Source organism: Trinickia sp. EG282A (assembly GCF_040965455.1).
In the GTDB taxonomy this organism is placed as follows: domain Bacteria; phylum Pseudomonadota; class Gammaproteobacteria; order Burkholderiales; family Burkholderiaceae; genus Trinickia; species Trinickia symbiotica.
Genome location: NZ_JBFRCC010000001.1, coordinates 1,543,449 through 1,565,072, shown reverse-complemented (window position 1 = coordinate 1,565,072; position 21,624 = coordinate 1,543,449). Strand labels below are relative to the sequence as shown.

Sequence of the window (21,624 nt, the reverse complement as noted above, 5' to 3'; positions counted from 1 at the left end):
ATCAAACGATCGTGAGACCGCTATTGGCCGCGCGCTGGCGCAGCAGCCCGAGCACGGCGTCGCAGAACGGGGTGGGCACGCTTAGCTTGCGGCCCAGCTCGGGAAACACACCGAGTATCGGATCGATCTCGAGCGGCCGGCCCGCCTCCATGTCCTGAAGCATCGACGTCTTGAATGCCCCGAGCTTGCGCGTCACCGCAACGCGCTCAGCCGCGCTCATGCCCGTCGAAAGGCCGAGGCGCGCGCCGATCGCCTCGGCCTCCTCCATCATCCGCAGCACGAGCGCATGGGTGAACGGATCGTCGAGCAGGCGATCGGCCGTGGAGCCTGTCAACGCGCTGAGCGGATTCATGTTCATGTTGCCCCAGAGCTTGGCCCAGATCTCCGTGCGAATGTCGTCGACGGCTTGCACGTCGAACCCGCCCGCCCCCAGCGCCGCGGCGAACGCTCGCGCCATCGGCGCGTGTGCCGCATATGCCGCGCCGACGATGAGCCGATTCCCGAGCCCGCGCCGCACGATGCCGGGAGCGTCCGTCGACGCGGACAAGTGAACGACGCAACCCAAAACGCGTGGCGCGGGCAGCGCGCGTGAAACGACGCCTTCGGGATCGACGGCATCGATGCGTTGACCCGCGAGCGGCGTCGTGGTGCCGTCGAGAAACCACCACGGCAGGCCGTTCATCGCGCTGACGATTGTCGTCCGTTCGTCGACGAGGGGACGCAGAGTCGCCGCGATCGCCGGGAGCGTTTGCGCCTTCAGCGCGATGACGACGAAGTCCTGTGCGCCCAGCTCCGCGGCATCGTCGCTCGCGCGGGGCATGATCGACGATGTTTGGCCGTTGCCATCGATGACGCGCACGCCATGCTCGCGGATCGCATCGAGCGTCCTGCCGCGCGCGAGCACGCTGACTTCATGACCGGCCCGTGCAAGCGCTGCAGCCATCAGGCCACCGATCGCACCTGCTCCAATGACGGCCGTGTGCGAGACACGATCCGGCGCTTCTGATTCTTGGCTCATGGGATTCGATCTTGGAAGGCACGTGCGTGCCCGATGGACGGAAGCATAGAGCATCAATGGTTGCGCTCACAACCGACTCGGCTCCGCCTGTGGCCGCGAGTCGCCCGATGCGCGATGCGATCCGCGTCGCAATTCGGCACGCCCCTGGCCGATCGGACGACTCCACCCGCTCGTAATTTGGTCCGAAAATGTAGTCCAGTCTGCAGTCGCCCGATTGCTGGCAATACGATCCACTGCCGTAACCATGCAATGCGGGTCGCCGGAAGCCAGCGGCCGAAAAGGAGAAAGAAGATGGAAAAGTCGTTGGATGTCGCCAAGCTCGAAGCGGAAATTACGAAGCTGACCGCGGAGACGATGAAACTGGTCTCCGAATCGATCAAACTAGACAGAGAAAGGCGCTGGATGCCGTTCGTCTGTGTCAGCACCTTGATCGGTATTTGCTTCGCAATCGTGAAATTCCTTCAGTAGTAGACGACAAAGGCCGCCCGAAGGCGGCCTTTCGACGTGGGGAATTCCAGTGGTGCGAGGAGCGGGACTCGAACCCGCACACCATTGCTGGCGTCAGGACCTAAACCTGGTGCGTCTACCAATTTCGCCATCCTCGCAGCCGGAACGGCGCGCTGCGCGTTCCGATATCCGGCACGCTCTCGACCATTCCGGCTCGCGCGGTGAGCGCGGAAGGCAGGTCCCGAAAGCGTAAGCGCGAGATTGTAACTGATTCGTCGATCGATGTCTGCAGCGATGAAGCTCACGCTCGCACCGCGAACGAAACGCCGCAAGAACAGGAGCCTCGGTCAGGCAACCAGCACGTGCGGCGTCCCTTCCGTCATCGTGCCGATCACTACCGCATCGCCAAAGCCGTCGGCGCGGAAGCGCTCGAGCACGTCGTCGACGCTCTGCTCCGAGCACGCCACGAGCAATCCGCCCGACGTCTGAGGATCGGTCAGCAAGGCCTGCGCGATCGGCGGCAGTTCCGGCGATAGCGTCACCTCGTGTCCGTAGCCGGCCCAGTTCCGGCCTGATGCGCCGGTAACGAATCCCGCCTGCGCGAGTTCGGGCACGGATTCAAGCCACGGCAGCGCCGCGTAATCGATGCGCGCCGCCAACCCTGCACCGCGGCAAAGCTCGAGCAAGTGGCCGAGCAGCCCGAATCCCGTCACGTCCGTCATCGCATGCACACCATCGAGCCTCCCGAGCGCCGTGCCGGGGCGGTTGAGCTTCGTCGTCGCCGCGATCATGGCGGCGTAACCGGCCGCCTCGAGCCGCTGTTTCTTCAGCGCGGCGGACAGAATTCCCACGCCGAGCGGCTTGCCGAGCAAGAGCAGATCGCCGGCGCGCGCGCCGGCGTTGCGGGCGATCCGCCGCGGATCGACGACGCCGATCGCCGCGAGCCCGTAGATCGGCTCGACCGAGTCGATCGAGTGGCCGCCGGCCACCGGAATCCCCGCATCGGCGCAGACGGACTCGCCCCCTTCGAGGATGCGCGCGATCGTTTCGTGCGGCAACACGTTGATCGGCATGCCGACGAGCGCGAGCGCAAAGAGCGGCTTGCCTCCCATCGCGTAGATGTCGGACAGCGCGTTCGTCGCCGCGATGCGGCCGAAGTCGTACGGGTCGTCGACGATCGGCATGAAGAAGTCCGTCGTGGCGACGATCGCCTGCTCGTCGTTCAGACGGTAGACCGCCGCATCGTCGGCCGTCTCGGAACCAACGAGCAGATCGGGGAACGTCGGCATCGGCGTCGTGCGCTTGAGCAATTCGGCGAGGACGCTCGGCGAGATCTTGCAGCCGCAGCCGCCGCCGTGCGATAGCTCAGTGAGGCGCGGCACCGTCGACGAACCGGCTGTTGGCGCGTTCATGGAGAACCCCCAGAGAAATCAAAAATGGAGCGCAATGGCGGCAAGCCCGCCCGCCACGCCGACGGCGAACACCATCAACACCATCATCACCACGACGCGCCGGCCCAGCGAACGCGCCGTCATCGCAAGCGACGGCAAGCTGATGGGCGGCAGCGTCATCAGCAAGGCGGCAGCGGGCCCCGCCGCGACACCGAACGAAAGCATCGCTTGAACGATCGGCACTTCGCCTGCGGTCGGGATCACGAACAGCGTGCCGACGAGCGCGAACAGGAGAATCCATCCGATCGCGTTGTCGACTTCGGGGCCGACATGCGGAAAGAGCCAGGCGCGCGCCGCGCCGAGCAGCAGGACGAGAACGATGTATTCAGGGACGAGCCGCACGGCCATCTGCGCGAGCAACTTGAACCACCTCGCGATGGCGTTGCCCTGCGGGGCGGCCTCGTAGGCCAACGCATCGAGCTGCACGCGCGCCGCGGTGCGTTCCGAAGCGGTGGCGGTGAGATCGACGAGCCAGCCGCCGCCGAACACGAGAACGATGCCGAGGGCGAGGCGCAGCGCCGTCCAGTGCCAGCCGAGCACGAACCCCATGAACACGAGCGTCGCGGGATTGAGCACCGAATTGCCGAGCCAGAACGCCACGGCGGCGCCCTGCGAGGCCTGACGCTCGCGCAGCCCGACGACCACGGGAGCGGCGCAACAGGTGCACATCATGCCGGGCAGCGACAGCAGGCCACCCGCCGCGACGCTGCGCAATCCGGCCTTGCCGAGGAGCTTTGCCACCCAGTGGACGGGCAGCAGCGTTTGAACCGCGGAACCTAGCAGCAAGCCAAGCACGAGCGCCTGCCAGATTGCGCGCCCGTACGCGCTGGCATAGTCGAGGGCCGCTTGCCACGACACCGGCTCGGGCGTCGCAGCCGTTCCCGAGAGGATGGAACGGCCGATCGAATGGGTGTCGGCGGCGACGAACACCCGATGGTAGTACGGCGACCACTTGACGTAGTAAAGGCCGACCACCGCGACGAGCGCGAAAATCACGACGGCCACCGGAAAACTGACCTTTTGCCGGCTCTGTCCGAGCGTCTCCATAGTGCCTCGCAGATATCCAGTTGCGGTTATGTACCGGCCGTCAGATGCCGCTCGGCCCCGCGGCGCTCGGCGCGCTTCTCAGGGTTGCCGTCGAGCGCCGTTTCTTTACTCGGGCGAATCAGCGCCGCGAGCCGCCGCGCCTCGCCGACTCGATCTTCGGCGCAAGGATCGAAAGCGAACCGCAAAGCGTGCTCCGTGTCGCCGAACGATCGCAAGCTGCTGGTCGCATAGGCCGGATCATAATGCCGCTCGACGAGCTCGGCAAAGAGCGCTTCGCGCTCGCCCGCATCGATCAAGGCGTGCCAATGCTCGACCGTTTGCCGGCTATGAAGGCCGATCAGCCGCTGGAGTTGATCTTTGAAGTACTGCGGGTTATCGAACAGATGGCCGTAATCCTCGAGCAGGAATTTCACGCGCGTTTCGAGCGGCGCGACGACGCGCACGCGGCGGCCGGCGCGAAACGCGTCGAGCAACGTTGTCGGCAGGCTAATTCGGCCGATTCGGCGGCTTTCAGCTTCGATGAAGACGGGGCGCTCAGGGACGAATTTGGCAAGCTCCGCGGCGAGCGCGGTGTCGAAAGCCTTTTGCGTCGGCTGCTCGGCGTCGGGCAACGCACCGAGCAGCGATCCTCGATGCCGCGCAAGCCCCTCGAGGTCGAGCACCTGCTCGCCCGCCGCGGCAAGCGCGTGCAGGAGCCGCGTTTTGCCGGTGCCCGTGTGGCCCGTCAGCGCGACATAAGTCAGCTGCGGCGGCACGCGCTCGAGCAGATCGAGCACCCAACGGCGGTAGGACCGGTAACCGCCGTCGAGCTGGCGAGCCTGCCAGCCAATCATATTGAACCAGGTCGTCATCGAGCCGGAGCGCTTGCCGCCGCGCCAGCAGTAGATGAGGGGCCGCCAGGTACGCGGGCGGTCGGCGAAGAGCGTGTCGAGATGGTGGGCGATGTTGCGTGCGACCATTGCGGCGCCGAGCCTCGTCGCCTCGAATGGCGATTGCTTGTAGAGCGTGCCGACGATCACGCGTTCTTCGTTGGACAGCACTGGCGCGTTGATCGCACCGGGGACGTGATCCTCGGCGAACTCGAGCGGCGTGCGAACGTCGATGACCTCGTCGAACGAAGGGAGCTCATCGACGGGAACGGCAAGGTTTTTCACAAAGCATGAGCGCCGCGGCGCGAAGCGACGATGCCTCTGGCCGGCGGCGGAAAGAGACGCGATTTGGCATTATCGCACGCGGGGGCACCCTTTCGGGTGTCCCGTCGCCCTACCACCGCCATGCGCGCGAACCCGACATCAATTTCGTTCGGACGCGATAATGCCCTCCTCGATCCGGCGCGCACGCTTGGCACGCCTTTCGGTTCGCAAGCCTTCGCGCCGTCCACTTCCAACGGAGGAGCGTTTTCATGGAATACCGTCAACTTGGCCGCTCGGGCCTCATGGTGTCGACCATTACGCTGGGCACGATGACGATGGGCGGCAAGGGCAAATTCGCGAGCGTCGGCCGCGTGGGCCTCGACGAGGCGCGTCGCCAGATCGAGCTATGCATCGATGCCGGCGTCAACCTCATCGACACGGCCGATGTCTACTCCGACGGCGCATCGGAAGAAATCGTCGGTGAGGCGCTCGGCGGCAAGCGCAAAGGTGGCGTACTGATCGCGACGAAAGCGCGCTTTCCGATGGGCGCCGGTCCCAACGATCGCGGAGTGTCGCGGCACCACCTGATTCAGGCCTGCGAAGCCAGTCTCAAGCGACTGAGGACCGACGTCATCGATCTCTATCAGATTCACGAGTGGGACGGCATTACACCCGTCGAAGAAACGCTCGGCGCGCTCGATCTCCTGGTGCGTCAAGGCAAGGTACGTTACGTCGGCTGCTCGAACTACTCGGGCTGGCACATCATGAAGGCGCTCGGGTTCAGCGAGCGCGACCGGCTGCCCCGCTTCGTCAGCCAGCAGATTCACTACACGCTCGAGGCGCGCGAAGCCGAGTATGAGTTGGTGCCGATCTCGCTCGATCAAGGCCTCGGCATACTCGTCTGGAGCCCGCTCGCGGGCGGCCTGCTGTCGGGCAAGCATCGGCGCGGCGTCACGCCTGAAGGGACGCGTCAGCTCGCGGGCTGGACGGAGCCGCCGATTCGCGACGAGGAGCGGCTTTGGTCGATCGTCGACGTGCTCGTCGATATCGCCGGCGCACGCAACGTATCGGCGGCACAGGTTGCGCTCGCATGGACGCTCGGTCGACCCGCCGTGGCCTCCGTGATCATCGGCGGGCGCAACGAAGCGCAGTTGCGCGACAACCTCGGCGCCGCGGACTTGAAGCTGACGGCCGAAGAAAGAGCCCGGCTCGACAAGATCAGCGTGCCTGCGCTTCTCTACCCCTATTGGCACCAGGTGCAGACGGCAAGCGATCGTCTCGGGCCAGCGGACCGGTCTCTGCTCGCGCCGTTCATCGAAAGCTAGATTGTCGTCGGCAACGAGACAGTGATTCGCATTGGTGACGGATTTCAAATTCGTTAGGCGCCCTAAACTTCGGAGCGTGGTGAACGGCAACGTATCGTTCGTTGCCGGGGAACACCGACTCTGGAGATCGACATGCTTGAAATCCGCCGCGCAGACGAGCGCGGACGCGCCGAACACGGCTGGCTCAGCTCCCGCCACTCGTTCTCGTTCGCCAATTACTACGACCCGAAGCAGATGGGCTTCTCCGACCTGCTCGTCATCAACGACGATCGCGTCATGCCGGGCCGCGGCTTCGGCAAGCACCCGCACCGGGACGTCGAGATCTTTTCATACGTGCTCGAAGGCGCGCTCGAACACAAGGACTCGATGGGCACCGGTTCGGTGATCCGGCCCGGCGACATCCAGTTGATGAGCGCGGGTACGGGCGTCGCGCACAGCGAGTTCAACCCGTCGAGCACGGAGCCGGTCCACTTTCTGCAGATCTGGATCGCCACCGCGGCGAAAGGCGCGACGCCGCGCTACCAGCAGCGGACGTTCTCCGATTCGGACAAGCGTGGCCAGCTTCGTCTCGTGATCTCGCCGGAAGGCGCTGACGAAGCGCTGCAGATCCGGCAGGATGCGCGTGTCTACGCCGGCCTTTTCGACGGCGACGAGCAAGCTCGCCTCGATCTGGAAGCGAACCGGTTCGCCTACGTTCACGTCGCGCGCGGCAGCATCAGCGTGAATGGCACCGTGCTGTCGGAAGGCGACGGCGTCCGCGTGCGCGCCGAGCGGAGCCTCACGCTCACGGATGGCCATGACGCCGAAGTGCTCGTGTTCGACCTGCGCGACATCGAAGTCTCCGACTTCTGGGCGTAGACACGCGAAGCGATGAGAGGCGTTTAGTTCTGCTTACGAAGCGGCATGACGCGATCGAGCGAGGCCTTCAGATGCCGTTGCATCGCGGCCTGGGCCTGGATCGCGTCGTGCGCTTCGAGCGCCTCGAGAATTTCCTTGTGCTCGTCGAGCGCGGCCTGCCAGGTCGTTTCGTTCTCGAAGTGATCGCGCAGCTTCGCGGAGAGCGGGCTGTGGCGCTCGTCGAACAGCGAGCCGACGGTGCGTTCGAGCAGGTCGTTGCCCGTCATTTGCGCAATGGCGACGTGAAACGCCCGGTCCAAGGCCGTCGGCTGCTGCCCCGCCTCGACTTCGCGCACCATCTTGTCGTAGAGCGTGCGCAGCGCCTTCAGCGCCTTCGGTTTGGCGAACGGCGCGACGCTTGCCGCAACCGCGCCTTCGATGACGACGCGCGCTCCCATGATGTCGACGAGGCTCTCGCCGAGCTCCGCTTCGGGCCGCGCGGCATCGCGAACCGCACTCGGCGTCGCGCACGCATAGACGCCGGACCCCATGCGGATCTCCACACGCCCCTCGAGCTCGAGCGCGACGAGGGCTTCGCGCACCGACGGCCGCGATACGCCGAGCTGCTCGGCCAGCACACGCTCGGACGGCAACCGCCCGTTCTGCGTGAAGCCGGGCTGCTCCATCAACGCACGCAGCTTGTCGGCAATTTGTAGGTAAAGACGCCGTGTCTCGGCGGGTTTGATGGCCACGTGACGGTTCCTGCTTGTCGGCAAACCATTGATCGGCGATCGGCAAGCCTTTCCGGCTGCCTGGCGACGGGCGATTGTAAATCGAACCGATCGTCGCGCAAATGCGACGCCCGCGCACGATCGAAGCTGTCCCCATGACGCCCCATGGGCGACCTCGGGTAAAACTGGCTTGACCAGCTCGGTCAGTTTCGATATTTTCGCAACTGGTAAGGCCAGAAGCAACAGCGAGGCAACGTCGTTCACGACGACTTCATCGCTCGCGCACGCTCAACCCGCATCGCGCTGTCCGCCGCGCGACGCATTCCGCTCCCAGAGAACTCCGCCCGTCGATGAAAACCGTCATCTGCGAAGAACCCGGCAAACTCGCCGTCGCCGACCAGCCCATCCCGCAACCCGGCCCTGACGACGTCCTGATCCGCGTCAAGCGAATCGGCGTATGCGGCACCGATCTGCATATCTTCACCGGCAACCAGCCCTATCTCGCCTATCCGCGCGTGATGGGACACGAGCTCGCCGGCATCGTCGAATCGGCGCCGGCTGGCGCTCGCGTGCGAGCCGGCGACCAGGTCTATGTAATGCCGTATCTGTCCTGCGGTCGCTGCGTCGCCTGCCGGGCCGGCAAGACCAATTGCTGCACGAACATCCGCGTGCTCGGCGTGCACACGGACGGTGGCATGACGGAGTACCTTGCCGTGCCGCAAGGATTCGTTTTCAAGGCCGATGGCGTCACGCTCGACCAGGCGGCCATGATCGAGTTTCTCGCAATCGGCGCGCATGCGGTCGCCCGCGCCGACGTGAAAGCGGACGAGCGCGTGCTCGTGGTCGGCGCCGGTCCGATCGGCATGGCGGCCACGATCTTCGCCAAGCTGCGCGGAGCGCGCGTCTACGTGCTCGACGGCCGCGCCGACCGTCTTGCCGCGTGCAAGACGGCGCTCGGCGCCGACGGCACCGTCGAGCTCGATACGAGCGAAGCCGGCGCTGACAAAGCGCGCCTCGCCGAGTTGAGCGACGGGGAATTCTTCGAAGTCGTCTTCGATGCGACCGGCAACGCGAAAGCGATGGAGCGCGGCCTCGAATTCGTCGCGCACGGCGGCAGGTATGTACTGATTTCGATCGTGAACAGCCGGATCTCGTTCTCGGACCCGGAGTTTCACAAGCGCGAAACGACGCTGCTCGCGAGCCGCAATGCGACGGTGGCCGACTTTGAAACGGTGCTCGCCGCGATGCGCGCCGGCAAAATCCCGACCGACGCGCTCAACACGCACAAGCTGTCGCTCGCGGAACTGCCTTCCGAGTTTCCGAAGCTGCTCGACCCGGGCGCGGGCGTCATCAAAGCGCTCGTTGCGTGCTGAGGTCGCACGACGCCAACGCTTGCCCTACTCGCTACTGCGGCCGTGGCGCCCCGCCCCGGCCGGTAACGAGACATCACTGAACGATCATGAGCAACCCGATTCTCCAATTCGGCACGAGCCGATTCCTGCAGGCCCATGCCGACCTGTTCGTTTCCGAGGCGCTCGGCGCGGGTCGCGCGCTGGGCGGCATCACCGTCGTTCAAACTACGACGAACCCCGAAAGCCGCGCACGCATTGAAGCGCTGCGCGCGCATGGACGTTATCCCGTGCGGATTCGCGGCTTGCGCCACGAAGCGGTCGTCGATGCGACCGTCGATTGTCATGCGGTCAGCGAAGCGCTCGACGCCAATAGCGAGTGGCCTCTCGTGCTCGAACGATTCGTTCGCGATGCACGCGTCGTGATCTCGAATACGAGCGATAGCGGCTATGTTCTCTTCGACGAAGACACGCCCGCACTGCTCGAAGCTGGCGCGCCGCCGCCGCGCGGCTTTGCCGCCAAGCTCGTCGTTCTGCTCCACGCCCGCTTCCGCGCGGGCGGCGAGCCGCTGACCGTATTGCCTTGCGAGCTCGTCTCCAACAACGGCGATACGCTGCGCACGCTCGTCGCCGGGATTGCGCGCGTCTGGGCGATTGATCCGGCGTTTCTGAGCTACATCGAAGAGCGCTGCGTATGGGTCAACTCGCTCGTGGACCGTATCGTCTCCGAACCGATACGGCCGATCGGCGCGATCGCCGAGCCGTATGCGCTATGGGCCATCGAGCGGCGCCCTGGCATGGTGTTGCCCTGCGAGCACGAGGCCATGATCGTGACCGACGATCTTTCGCACTACGAACGGCTGAAGTTGCTGCTGCTGAATCTCGGCCACACCTATCTCGCCGAGCGCTGGCAGACCGATCGCCGCCCGGCCGACGAAAACACGTTGCACGCCATGCGCGATCCCGCCCTGCGGGCTGACCTGGAGTCGCTGTGGCGCGACGAAGTTTTGCCGGTCTTCGACGCACTCGGGAAAGCCAGCGCCGCTCGCGACTATCTCGACGAAGTGCGCGAGCGTTTCGAAAACCCGTTTCTCGACCACCGCCTGGCCGATATCGCGCGCAATCACGACGAGAAAAAGCGGCGACGCTTCCAGCCCGTCATCGATCTGGCGCGCGAGCTCGGATTGAAGATCGAGCAGCCCCGCCTGCATGCGGCGCTTCGCGTAGCCATGCCTATGTGACGCAGTTGCAGGTTCACTTACGAGGCATCGCGGCGAGCCGCCGGTTTCGCGTGACAGATGCCCTACTCAAGGAGACTATCAGATGAGAAAGATGCGTTGGGTCGTTGTTTTTCTATGCTTTCTCGCGCTCGCCGTCAATTACATCGATCGCGCCAATCTCGCAGTCGCAGCCCCCCAGATCGAAAAGGCGCTCGGCATCGGTCCGGCGCAAATGGGCCTCATTCTGAGCGGGTTCTTCTGGACCTACGCCTTCATGCAGATGCCGTTCGGCTGGTTCGTCGATCGCGTCGGCGCGCGCATCGCGCTGCCGCTCGCGGTCGGCTGGTGGTCTCTTTTCACGGCCGCGACGGCAGGCGTGTCGAGCGTGGCGTCGATGTTCGGCTGCCGGCTGCTGCTCGGCGTCGGCGAAGCCGGCGCCTATCCTTCTTGCGCCAAGCTCGTGAGCCAGTGGTTCAAGCCTCAGGAGCGCGCGCTCGCGACCAGCATCTTCGATAGCGGCTCGCGAGTCGGCTCCGCATTGTCGATCCCCGTCGTCGCCCTCATCATCGGCACGCTCGGATGGAAAGCCGCCTTTGTCATCACCGGTTTGCTCGGCGCCGTCTGGATCGTGGGCTGGCTTATCATCTATCGCAGCCCGGCGCACGGCGACATGACGGGCGAGCACGACGTCGTTCATGCGCCGCGCGCGGCCGGCGCCAGCGACGGCGACGAAGCGAACAACGTGACGTGGTCGTCGCTCTTTCGCCATCGCACCCTCTGGGGCATGATGCTGGGCTTCTTCTGCCTGAACTTCGTCATTTACTTCTTCATCACCTGGTTTCCGACCTATCTCGTGCAGACGCGCGGCTTTTCGCTGAAGTCGCTCGGCACGCTCGGCATGATTCCCGCGCTGATCGCGATTCCGGGCGGCTGGATCGGCGGGCTCGTCTCCGACGCGCTCTATCGCCGCGGTCTCTCGCTGACTGCCGCGCGCAAGACCTGTATGGTGGGCGGCATGCTGATGTCGTCAGTCATCACGTTGTCCGCGTTCACCTCGAATGTCTATCTGATGCTGGCGTTCTTCGGCATTTCGTACGGCAGTCTCGCCTTCGCCGCCGCGAGCATCTGGTCGCTGCCCGGCGACGTCGCGCCTACGCTGCGCCACGTCGCCTCGATCGGCGGCATCCAGAACTTCGCGTCGAATCTGGCCGGCATCGTTATCACGACGTTCACCGGCTTTATGGTCGCCATGACGAAGGGCTCGTTCACGATTCCGCTCGTCGTCGCGGGTGGCTTCTGCTTTCTCGGCGCGTTCAGCTATCTCGTGATCGTTGGCCGGATCGAGCCGCTCTCGCTCGAGCGCGAGCGCAGCGAGATGCGGACCGGTGCACGCACGCCGATCTGATCGATCGTTTCACCCTGTTTGAGAAGGCCCGACATGTCGACTTCAGCTCCCACCCGGACATCGGCCGCGCATGCGGTCATCCGCCTTCATCCGAACGACGACGTCGTCATTGCCACGCGTCAACTCGTCTCGGGGACCCGTCTCGATGCCGAAGATCTCGTGGTCACGGGCCTCGTCCCGCCCGGGCACAAGATCGCGACGCGGGCGATCGCCAAAGGCGAGCCCGTGAAGCGCTACAACCAGATCATAGGCGTCGCCCGCGAGGACATCGCGCGTGGCCAGCACGTGCACGTACACAACCTCGGTATGGCCGAGTTCGAGCGCGAGCACGCGTTCGGGATCGATACGCATCCGACGGACTACGTCGCCGACCCGGCCACCTTCATGGGCATCAGACGAGCGGACGGCCGCGTCGCCACGCGCAATTACATCGGCGTGCTGACGAGCGTGAACTGTTCGGCGACTGTCGCGCGCGCCATCGCCGATTATTTCCGGCGCGATGTCCATCCCGAAGCGCTGGCGGATTTCCCCAACGTCGACGGCGTCGTCGCGCTGACGCATGGTCTCGGCTGCGGCATCGACATGCAAGGCGAAGGCATCGCGATCCTGCGCCGCACGCTGGCCGGCTACGCGGTTCACGCGAACTTCGCTTCCGTGCTGTTCGTCGGCCTCGGCTGCGAGACCAACCAGATCGGCGGCGTACTCGAATCGGGCGGGCTGACCGAGTCCGACATGCGTTTGCGGACGTTCACGATTCAGGACAGCGGCGGCACGCGCAAGACGATCGAGCGCGGCATTGCGATGGTCCGCGAAATGCTGCCCGAAGCGAATCGCGTGAAGCGAGAGCCGGTGCCGGCCTCGCATCTCGTCGTGGGGCTTCAGTGCGGCGGGTCCGACGGCTATTCGGGCATTTCGGCCAATCCGGCGCTCGGCGCGGCCGTCGATCGGCTCGTTCGGCACGGCGGGACCGCCATCCTTTCAGAGACGCCGGAAGTCTATGGCGCCGAGCACCTGCTGACGCGTCGCGCCGTGAGCCGCGAAGTCGGCGAGAATCTGCTCGCACGCATCGGTTGGTGGCAAGACTATTGCGCGCGCAACGGCGCGGCGATGGACAACAATCCCTCAGCCGGTAACAAGGTGGGCGGCCTGACGACGATCCTCGAAAAATCGCTCGGCGCCGTGGCGAAAGGCGGAACGACGAATCTCGTCGCGGTCTATGAGTATGCGCAACGGATCGACGCTAAGGGGTTCGTGTTCATGGATTCGCCCGGCTACGACCCGGTATCGGCGACGGGACAGGTCGCGTCGGGCGCGAATCTGATCTGCTTCACGACGGGACGAGGCTCCGCATACGGCTGCGCGCCGTCGCCGTCGCTGAAGCTCGCGACGAATACGGCGCTTTGGGAGCGTCAGCAAGACGATATGGACATCAACTGCGGCGGCGTGATCGACGGCACGGCGACCATCGATGAGCTCGGCGAGGCGATCTTCCGCATGATGCTCGACTGCGCTTCCGGCACGCGCTCGAAGAGCGAATTGCATGGATACGGCCAAAGCGAGTTCGTACCCTGGCAGGTCGGCGTCATTACCTAAGCGGTGCGTAAGCCTGACGCGGCGACGCAAGCCCGGCCCCGGCCCCGGTCGCGTTGTCGCATCGTCGCGCACGCGGCACGCATTTGCCGGTCAATAGATAGGACACCGAACGAATCATGAAGATGACCTTCCGCTGGTATGGCGACAACGATCCGATCCCGCTCGCCTATATTCGCCAAATCCCGGGCATGTACGGGATCGTCTCGGCGATCTACGACGTGCCCGTCGGCGATGTCTGGCCGCTCGACAAGATCCGCGCGCTGAAGGAAAAAGTCGAGGCGCACGGGCTGAAGCTCGAAGTGATCGAAAGCGTGCCCGTGCATGAGGACATCAAGCTCGGCAAGCCCACGCGCGATGCGTTGATCGCAAACTACGGGCAGACGCTGCGCAACCTCGCCGCCTGCGAGGTGAAGGTCGTCTGCTACAACTTCATGCCCGTCTTCGACTGGACGCGCACGTCGCTCGAAATGCGCCTGCCCGACGGGTCGACGACGCTCGCGTTCGATGCCGACGCCATCGAAGCGCTCGACTTCTCGAAAGGCATCGCGCTGCCCGGCTGGGATACGAGCTATCGTCCCGACGAGCTGAAAGCGCTGTTGCACGAGTATGAAACGCTCGATGAATCGGGGCTCTGGGCCAACCTCGAGTACTTCCTGCGTGCCATCGTTCCGATCGCCAAAGACTGCGGCATTCGGATGGCGATGCACCCCGACGATCCGCCGCGTCCGATCTTCGGCCTCCCGCGCATCGTGAAGAATCGTGACGACCTCGAGCGCCTGCTTTCGATCGTCGACGATCCCGCGAACGGACTGACGCTCTGCTCGGGTTCGCTCGGCGCCGACCCGCGCAACGATATTCCCGCGCTCGTGCGCGAGTTTGGCGCGCGCGGCCGCATCCATTTCGCCCACTTGAGGAACGTGCGAACCAATGCGGAGGGCGACTTTTACGAGACTTCACATCGCTCCGCCGACGGGTCGCTCGATATGGCCGAGATCGTCAAGGCCTACTTCGAAATCGGGTTCGAGGGCTATGCGAGACCCGACCACGGCCGGATGATCTGGGGCGAGACGGGACGCGCGGGCTACGGCCTTTTTGATCGAGCGCTCGGCGCCGTTTATTTGAACGGGCTCTGGGAAGGGTTGGAAAAGGCTAACCGGGCCTGATTGTCGGGCACCTGCCCGCCCCACGTCTGAGACGGCCTGCACGTGGCACGGCGTCGCCGGCGCCCCGCTGCCAACGAAAAGCAGCGGCGGCGCCGCGCTTCCTCACGACCGTGTTGGGGTCCTACCATCGCTCATCGTTGCAATGTCGACGGCAACGCGCAAATGCCGAGGGCCACCGTTTGCTGCTTGAGGCTCGCGGCCAATGACGGTCGAACGTCCGAAGATGACGCGATGCGCAACTCCTTCGCCGAATCGTCCTTGACACTGCTTCGAGGGTGGCACTTCTAGGTCCGTTTTTTCGACGCGATCTGCACGCTAGAAAAAGCTTGCACCCAGTGCTATATTTCAATCCTCGATCCATGTGAAGATGACGAAGTTCAGGAAGAAGATACGGGTATTCAAGACGAAGGCATTCGCCAAGTCAGCGAAGAAATCCAGACTTTCGAATCAAGCGTTGTGGCGAGCAGCTTCTGATCTCGCGGAGGGAAAAGGAAACGATCTTGGCGGCAACGTCTGGAAAAAGCGGCTCGACGACAACCGGCAGCGAAGCATCGTTATCAGCAAGGTCGGCACAGTCTGGATTTTCGTATTCCTGTTTGCGAAGCAGGATATGGAGAACATAGACGACAGTCAGCTGGCGAGACTCAAGAAGCTCGCGAAGGACTACGGCAAGATGAATCGAGCCGACATCGATACGTTGGTCCGATACAAGGAACTAGAGGAAATTTTCAGCGATGGCTAAACCACGGTACAAAAGCGACCTGGACGAGGCAATCCATAGCGCCGCTGCGGGCCTGCACCGCGCAAGGGTAATCGACAAGAAGACCATGCGCGAATACGACGAACTCTGCATCGCCGATACGCCGGAATTCAGTGCCCAGGACGTTGCCAACATCCGCAAGAACGCAAGGGTGAGCCAGCCAGTATTCGCTCGTTACCTAAACACGAGTCTTTCGACCGTTCAAAAGTGGGAGACGGGCGCGAAACATCCGAGTGGAATGGCAGCCAAGCTTCTGCAGATCGTCCGGAAACACGGCATCGAAATGCTCGCGTAACCGCGGGCGCCTGGCGAATTCGGCCCTGAGCTTGGAAGCGGGCCGAGCGGCGCATGGCAAATTTCGTCGGTTCGACCTTGGATAGACCGCCGACTTTGCTATTATGCCTGTACAAATATACAGGTTGCCGTTCCGCCCGTGCTTACCGACGTTCCGTCCCCGCTCTATTACCTGCATAACTTCGAACGCGCGCTGGCGTGGCTGGCGCAACGCTACGACGACCTGGTCGACGCGAGCGAGCGCGCCTTTCTCGCCGAATTCCCTCGCCTTCCGCTGAACTCGCGCGCGCTGCTCGTGCGCATGCTGATGCGCAAGGGCATGCTCTTTCGCACGAGCCGCCTGACGTACGAAGAGGTCGGTTGCCCCGTCGCAGCCGCCGCTCCTCTCACGATCCTCGGCTGGGTCGATCCCGATCCGCCGCTGACGATCGACGAGCTCTTCGCACTGTCAACGCGTTCCGAGTTGCAGCGGATCTTCAGTGACGCGGACATCTCGAAGTCGGCGCGCAAGTCCGATTGGCTCGACCTTCTACGCGCGAGGCACACGGACGCAAGGCGTCTCGTTGATTGGGATGCCGATACGCCGGATCAGGTGCTCCATGTCTGCATCGCACCGCTCGCCGATCGGCTGAAGCTCCTGTTCTTCGGCAATCTGCACCAAGATTGGTCCGAGTTCGTGCTGGCCGATCTCGGTGTCTACCAATACGAGACGGTATCGATCGCCCCTTCGGCGCGGGCGTTCCGGCAACGGGCCGACGTCGACGCCTGGCTCGCTCTGCATGCCTGCCGAGAAGCGCTCGATGCCGCTGAAGACGTCGATTCGCTCGAGTCCATCTTCGGGGCGGCAATTTCGATCAAGATCGACAATGCGTGGCTCGAGACGCGTCGAGCAAAGCTTTTGTTTCGAATCGGCCAATGCGCCGAACGACGGCATGAATGGAATTTCGCGCTGACGGTCTACGAGCGTTGCACCTGGCCCGGCGCTCGCCACCGCCGCATGCGCGTGCTTGAACTTTGCGATCGGTTCGGCGATGCATTGACGCTTGCCTCGGAGGCTGAGATCGCTCCGGAAAACGAAGCCGAGAGCCAGCGCGTCGCGAGACTGTTGCCGCGGCTGCGGCGGCGCTTGCAACTTCCGGCCTTGCGCGCAGAGCGCGCCTCGGTCGTTCCACGCGAGCTGTTGACGCTCGCCCGCCCTCGGGAATCGTTCGCCGTCGAATACGCGGTGCGCGATCATCTCGACGCGCCGCATGCGCCGGTCTACTACGTCGAAAACGCACTGATCAACTCGCTGTTCGGGCTCCTTTGCTGGGAAGCCGTATTCGCGCCGGTCTCCGGCGCGTTCTTCCATCCGTTCCAGCGCGGCCCCGCCGATTTGCACGCCCCTGACTTCTCTGTGCGCCGCGCACGCGAGTTCGCTCATTGCATCGCGCAGCTCGACAACGGCACCTATCGGCAAACGATCGTCGGTCACTTCGAATGCAAAGCGGGGCTGCAATCGCCGTTCGTCTTCTGGGGCGTCCTCACCCCTGAGCTACTGGAAACGGCGCTCGATTGTCTGCCAGCCGCGCACCTGAAGCTGTGGTTCATGCGGTTGCTCGACGACATTCGCGAAAACCGCTCTGGCCTGCCCGATCTTGTCCGTTTCTGGCCTCGCGAGCGCCGCTACGAGCTGATCGAAGTGAAGGGTCCCGGCGACCGGCTGCAGGACAATCAAAGCCGCTGGCTCCAATACTGCGCGCGTAACGGCATTCCCGTGCGTGTCGTCGATGTGCGCTGGCACGAGGCCGAAGAGACGGAAGCGTCGGCATGAGCTACGTTGTCGCCGTCCGCATGCTTTGCGAATTCACGGCCAAGCGCGGCGATCTCGATCTTCGCTTCACTCCCGCTCCCACGGCGCTCGAAGGAATCGAGGGGCATGCGGTGGTCACCGCACGACGTGGGCCTCGCTACGAGTCCGAAATTTCCTTGACCGGCACGCATCGAGAACTGACCGTGCGCGGCAGAGCGGACGGTTATGATCCGGCCGACAATCGACTCGAGGAGATCAAAACGTACCGCGGCGATCTCGACGCGATGCCGGACAATCACCGTGCGCTGCACTGGGCACAAGCGCTTGTCTACGGGCATTTGTTGTGCCGAGCGCGCGAACTGTCGCAACTGCATGTCGCCCTCATCTACTTCGATGTCTCGACGCGAAAGGAAACGGCGCTCACTCGAACATACGATGCAACCGAGCTCGAAACGTTCTTCGTCGAGCAATGCGAGCGATTTCTCGACTGGGCCGTTCAAGAGCAAGCCCACGCCCGCGCGCGCAACGCGGCCTTGAGCGCCCTTGCCTTTCCGTATCGGACGTTTCGCACGGGCCAACGCGAGCTTGCCGTGGCCGTCTACCGTGCCGCGCGCGACGGCAGGACGCTGATGGCGCAAGCGCCAACGGGCATCGGCAAAACGCTTGCGACGCTCTTCCCCGCACTGAAGGCCTGCGGGGAAGACCGCGTCGAACGCATCTTTTTTCTCACGGCGAAGACGCCGGGCCGTGCGCTTGCGCTAGAGGCGATCGATGCGCTTGGCGCGGAAACAGGCGGGCTGCCGCTTCGTACGCTCGAACTCACCGCACGCGACAAGGCGTGCGAGCACCCGGACAAAGCCTGTCACGGCGAATCGTGTCCGCTCGCGCGCGGCTTTTATGACCGTCTCGGCGCGGCTCGCCGCGCGGCGCTCGCCACGCGGCGCCTCGATCGGGCAGCGTTGCGCGAAACCGCGCTCGCGCACGAGGTGTGCCCCTACTACCTCGCGCAGGAACTGGTGCGGTGGAGCGATGTCGTCATAGGCGACTACAACTATTACTACGACAGCAGCGCATTGCTGCATGCGCTGGCGCGGATGAACCAATGGCGCATCGCCGTGCTCGTCGACGAAGCACACAACCTGCTCGAGCGAGCGCGTAAGATGTACACGGCCTCGCTCGATCAAAGCGCGTTGCGCAAAGCGATCAAAGCGGCGCCCGCGGGTTTGAAAAGATCGCTCCAACGCCTGCAGCGCGAATGGAACGCGCTCGCTCGTACGCAAGGCACCGCCTACCAGGTCTACGACGAGATACCCAAGACGCTGCTCATCGCCGCGCAGAAGTTCATCGGCCTGGTCAGCGAGCAACTCGGAGAACCGTCGGTCGCGATCGAAGAGCCGCTGCTGCAATTCTTCTTCGATACAACGCATTTCGTCGCACTCGCGGAGCAGTTCGACGATCATTCTCTGTTCGATGCGACATCGGTCGAATACGTTGCGCGTGGCCGCGCACGCAGGACCTCGACGCTATGCGTGCGCAACGTCGTTCCAGCTCCATTTCTCGCCGCGCGGCACGCCACGGCGCATTCGACGGTCATGTTCTCGGGCACGCTCAACCCGCAACACTTCTACCGCGACATGCTCGGCTTGCCCGACACGACGGCATGGCTCGACATCGAGGGCCCGTTCCGATCCGAGCAGCTCACCGTGCAGGTAGCAGGCCATGTGTCGACGCGCTGGCGGGACCGCGAGCGATCGCTCGAGCCGATCGCCGATCTGATTGCCGAGCAATATGCGGCTCGCCCCGGAAACTATTTAGGTTTCCTCAGCAGCTTCGACTATCTCGATCGCCTCTGCACGCTGATTCGCACGCGGCATCCGCATCTGCCGATATGCAAACAAGCGCCAGGCATGGATGAGGCGGCGCGCGACGCGTTCCTCGCACGCTTTCGCGCGACGGATTCGTGCATCGGCCTTGCCGTGTTGGGCGGCGCGTTTTCCGAAGGGATCGACCTCGTCGGCGAGCGTCTGATCGGCGCATTCATCGCCACGCTGGGCCTTCCGCAGGTGAACGAGGTCAACGAACAAATGCGGCTCGCCATGGAAGCCCGATTCGGCCGCGGCTACGACTACGCCTATCTGTACCCAGGGCTCCAAAAGGTCGTTCAGGCCGCGGGGCGCGTCGTGCGCAGCGAAAATGACGTAGGCGTGCTTCATCTGATCGACGATCGCTACCGCCGCCCCGAAGTGCGGCGCCTGTTGCCCCGCTGGTGGCAATTGCCGTAAGTCCGCGTTCGCGGGCAGAAAACGGAAACGAGCGAGTCAACCGATCGCAGCGGACGATCGGCTCGTGAACGATCGACAGCCGTCGCGCGGCGCGGTGAGCCGGTCGTGCAGTCGACACACGCGCGTATCGGCCGCACTGGCGCCGAACGCCGACCCGAGCGACGTCAGCCCAGGGATGGAGGCCTCGAGCGAAGAACGCGCGTTCGACCAGTAGCCGCACGCAGCGCAGCCATTCGGAATGTCTGTCATTTCGCGAGCCGCTCCCAGTAAGGGGCGAAGAGATGAGCGGAAAGCAAATAACCGACGATGACATTCACGACGACACCGGCCGCGAATACAGCCAACGGCTTTTTGCCCGTTGCCGCGAGGCTGGCAAATCTCGTCGTGAGCCCGATGCTCAGGAAGCAAAGCGTAAAGGCCCAGATACGCAGCGTCGTGATCGGCGCGACGAGCGCGGGCGTCACGATCGCACGATAGTCGCCGATCGAGTAATGGCTGGCGACCCACGTAACGAATGCCGATGCGATGACGAAACCGATCACGAACTTTGGGAACCGCGCCCAGATTTCGCCTGAGCCCGTCCGCGTACGAATGCCGTCGGCGGCATCCTGCCAGCGGCTCGTCGCGACGATCGCGAGCACGAAGGCCCAGATCCCGATCCAGATATCGCGGCCAATTACTTTCATCAGCGTGAACGCTTGGACGGACGCCTCGGGCGATCCGGCAATGGCGCCGCCCGCGTGACGCGCCATATCGCCGTACGCCTGCGCGGCAGCGATTCCCGCGGCGTCCGCGAACTCGGACGTGCCGATCCACGCCCCCGCCACGCCAGTGGGCAGTCCGAGCGCTCGCGAGGCGAACGGCAGCACGAAGACCATTACGATCGCCCAGACGACGACGAGCGTGATCGCGACCGAAGCCTGCTCCCGTTTGGCGCGCACGGCGCCGGCAACGGCGATCGAAGCCGAAACGCCGCATACCGCGCCGCCGACACCCAGCACGGCGGCGAAGCGCGGCTCGAGTCCGGCCCAGCGCGCGACGATGAAGATCGTGAAGAACGTGACGAGCGAAACAATCGTCGCCTGGCCGAGCGCAACGGGTCCGGCCCAGACGAGCAGCGTGAAGGGCAGCGTCGCGCCGAGCAGAACGATGCCGACCTTGATGAAGAGCTCCACGCGCAGCGCCGGCTTCAGCCATTCCGGCACGCCGAACGCGTTAGAGACGACGAGGCCGAGCGCCAACGCGACGAGCGGCGGCTCGAGGTTGTAGCGCACGGCGACCGTCCAGGCGCCGAAGGCAAAAACGAGCGCCGACACGATGAAGAGCACGATGAAAGCGCGGACGAATTGGAACGCTGAGCCGCCTTGCGCGGCGATGCTCACGCCGAAGAGCACGGCAAACGCCGCCCCGAGCGCGAGGTAAGAAACGATGTGCGAACCCAGGTCGCCGGCGGCGCCGGACAACGCGCTCCATTTCGCCGGCGCCACGGCGATCGGCTTGATGCTGCCGCCTGCCGCGAACAAGGCATAAGCGATCACGACGACGCCGAGGCCGATCCAGACGGCCCACCAGTCTTCCGTCGCAAACAAACCGCTCAGTCTGGCCGACCGTTCCCCGGGCGCATGCCCGGGACGCGCACTCTCTTGAATTGGCGTCATCGCTCTCCCCGAAGGCGCGGCATCGTGCCGCTTTCTCGCCGCGTTCCCGCTTTGCGCGCTCATGACGCGGCCCACTGACTGCATGGCGAGAATTCTGGGCGCGGCGCGCCTCGAGGCAA

The 21,624-nt window shown here is 64.3% G+C and carries 19 protein-coding genes and 1 tRNA gene; 12 read left to right on the top strand and 8 right to left on the bottom strand.

From position 1 onward, the window contains the following. Position 1 precedes the first annotated feature (1 nt). Positions 2-1,018: a 2-dehydropantoate 2-reductase gene (locus tag AB4Y31_RS07160; RefSeq protein ID WP_368673283.1), complete on the bottom strand. Its 1,017-nt coding sequence runs from the start codon at positions 1,016-1,018 to the stop codon at positions 2-4. Positions 1,019-1,309: 291 nt separating this feature from the next. Here AB4Y31_RS07160 and AB4Y31_RS07155 point away from each other — a divergent pair, with 291 nt between their 5' ends. Further along, positions 1,310-1,486, top strand: coding sequence for a hypothetical protein (locus tag AB4Y31_RS07155; RefSeq protein ID WP_020566521.1), 177 nt, complete (start codon positions 1,310-1,312; stop codon positions 1,484-1,486). A 50-nt stretch (positions 1,487-1,536) separates the two neighbouring features. On the opposite strand, the gene AB4Y31_RS07150 is transcribed toward AB4Y31_RS07155, so the two are convergent. The 4 genes from AB4Y31_RS07150 to mnmH all read right to left on the bottom strand — a co-directional run bounded on the left by AB4Y31_RS07150 (position 1,537) and on the right by mnmH (position 5,117). Further along, positions 1,537-1,623: transfer RNA gene (locus tag AB4Y31_RS07150), tRNA-Leu, on the bottom strand. Positions 1,624-1,812: 189 nt separating this feature from the next. Next, positions 1,813-2,877, bottom strand: coding sequence for a selenide, water dikinase SelD (gene selD / locus AB4Y31_RS07145; RefSeq protein ID WP_368673282.1), 1,065 nt, complete (start codon positions 2,875-2,877; stop codon positions 1,813-1,815). An 18-nt stretch (positions 2,878-2,895) separates the two neighbouring features. Beyond that, the gene (locus AB4Y31_RS07140; protein WP_368673281.1) at positions 2,896-3,963 is read right to left on the bottom strand and encodes a permease; all 1,068 of its coding nucleotides are present in this window, start codon (positions 3,961-3,963) and stop codon (positions 2,896-2,898) included. 26 nt (positions 3,964-3,989) lie between these two features. Further along, complete coding sequence (gene mnmH / locus AB4Y31_RS07135; RefSeq protein WP_368673280.1) at positions 3,990-5,117, bottom strand: tRNA 2-selenouridine(34) synthase MnmH; 1,128 nt, start codon at positions 5,115-5,117, stop codon at positions 3,990-3,992. 248 nt (positions 5,118-5,365) lie between these two features. Here mnmH and AB4Y31_RS07130 point away from each other — a divergent pair, with 248 nt between their 5' ends. After that, complete coding sequence (locus tag AB4Y31_RS07130; RefSeq protein WP_368673279.1) at positions 5,366-6,421, top strand: aldo/keto reductase; 1,056 nt, start codon at positions 5,366-5,368, stop codon at positions 6,419-6,421. Positions 6,422-6,553: 132 nt separating this feature from the next. Beyond that, positions 6,554-7,279: a pirin family protein gene (locus AB4Y31_RS07125; protein WP_368673278.1), complete on the top strand. Its 726-nt coding sequence runs from the start codon at positions 6,554-6,556 to the stop codon at positions 7,277-7,279. Between the two features lie 23 nt (positions 7,280-7,302). Here the strand turns inward: AB4Y31_RS07125 and AB4Y31_RS07120 are convergent, their stop codons facing one another. Beyond that, a complete protein-coding gene (locus AB4Y31_RS07120; RefSeq protein WP_368673277.1) occupies positions 7,303-8,010 on the bottom strand; it encodes a FadR/GntR family transcriptional regulator in 708 nt (235 codons plus the stop codon). 329 nt (positions 8,011-8,339) lie between these two features. Here AB4Y31_RS07120 and AB4Y31_RS07115 point away from each other — a divergent pair, with 329 nt between their 5' ends. The 9 genes from AB4Y31_RS07115 to AB4Y31_RS07075 all read left to right on the top strand — a co-directional run bounded on the left by AB4Y31_RS07115 (position 8,340) and on the right by AB4Y31_RS07075 (position 19,847). Then, positions 8,340-9,362: a zinc-binding alcohol dehydrogenase family protein gene (locus AB4Y31_RS07115; protein ID WP_368673276.1), complete on the top strand. Its 1,023-nt coding sequence runs from the start codon at positions 8,340-8,342 to the stop codon at positions 9,360-9,362. 86 nt (positions 9,363-9,448) lie between these two features. Then, the gene (locus AB4Y31_RS07110; RefSeq protein ID WP_368673275.1) at positions 9,449-10,579 is read left to right on the top strand and encodes a mannitol dehydrogenase family protein; all 1,131 of its coding nucleotides are present in this window, start codon (positions 9,449-9,451) and stop codon (positions 10,577-10,579) included. Positions 10,580-10,661: 82 nt separating this feature from the next. Further along, positions 10,662-11,963: an MFS transporter gene (locus AB4Y31_RS07105; protein ID WP_018443474.1), complete on the top strand. Its 1,302-nt coding sequence runs from the start codon at positions 10,662-10,664 to the stop codon at positions 11,961-11,963. Positions 11,964-11,996: 33 nt separating this feature from the next. Next, entirely contained in the window at positions 11,997-13,556 is a 1,560-nt protein-coding gene (locus tag AB4Y31_RS07100) for a UxaA family hydrolase (RefSeq protein ID WP_368673274.1), read from the top strand. A 116-nt stretch (positions 13,557-13,672) separates the two neighbouring features. Continuing rightward, positions 13,673-14,719 (top strand): mannonate dehydratase, encoded by a 1,047-nt coding sequence (gene uxuA, locus AB4Y31_RS07095; RefSeq protein ID WP_368673273.1) that lies wholly within the window; start codon positions 13,673-13,675, stop codon positions 14,717-14,719. 367 nt (positions 14,720-15,086) lie between these two features. Beyond that, entirely contained in the window at positions 15,087-15,461 is a 375-nt protein-coding gene (locus AB4Y31_RS07090; protein WP_018443477.1) for a type II toxin-antitoxin system RelE/ParE family toxin, read from the top strand. Next, positions 15,454-15,774 (top strand): DNA-binding transcriptional regulator, encoded by a 321-nt coding sequence (locus tag AB4Y31_RS07085; RefSeq protein WP_018443478.1) that lies wholly within the window; start codon positions 15,454-15,456, stop codon positions 15,772-15,774. The genes AB4Y31_RS07090 and AB4Y31_RS07085 overlap by 8 nt, the downstream gene beginning before the upstream one ends. A 138-nt stretch (positions 15,775-15,912) precedes the next feature. Next, complete coding sequence (locus AB4Y31_RS07080) at positions 15,913-17,586, top strand: VRR-NUC domain-containing protein (RefSeq protein WP_368673272.1); 1,674 nt, start codon at positions 15,913-15,915, stop codon at positions 17,584-17,586. Further along, a complete protein-coding gene (locus tag AB4Y31_RS07075; protein ID WP_368673271.1) occupies positions 17,583-19,847 on the top strand; it encodes an ATP-dependent DNA helicase in 2,265 nt (754 codons plus the stop codon). The genes AB4Y31_RS07080 and AB4Y31_RS07075 overlap by 4 nt, the downstream gene beginning before the upstream one ends. A gap of 36 nt (positions 19,848-19,883) precedes the next feature. On the opposite strand, the gene AB4Y31_RS07070 is transcribed toward AB4Y31_RS07075, so the two are convergent. Then, positions 19,884-20,096 carry a hypothetical protein gene (locus AB4Y31_RS07070; RefSeq protein WP_368673270.1) on the bottom strand — a complete coding sequence of 71 codons (213 nt, stop codon included), beginning with the start codon at positions 20,094-20,096 and terminating at the stop codon, positions 19,884-19,886. Beyond that, positions 20,093-21,505, bottom strand: coding sequence for a YeiH family protein (locus AB4Y31_RS07065; protein ID WP_368673269.1), 1,413 nt, complete (start codon positions 21,503-21,505; stop codon positions 20,093-20,095). The genes AB4Y31_RS07070 and AB4Y31_RS07065 overlap by 4 nt, the downstream gene beginning before the upstream one ends. Positions 21,506-21,624: the final 119 nt, after the last annotated feature.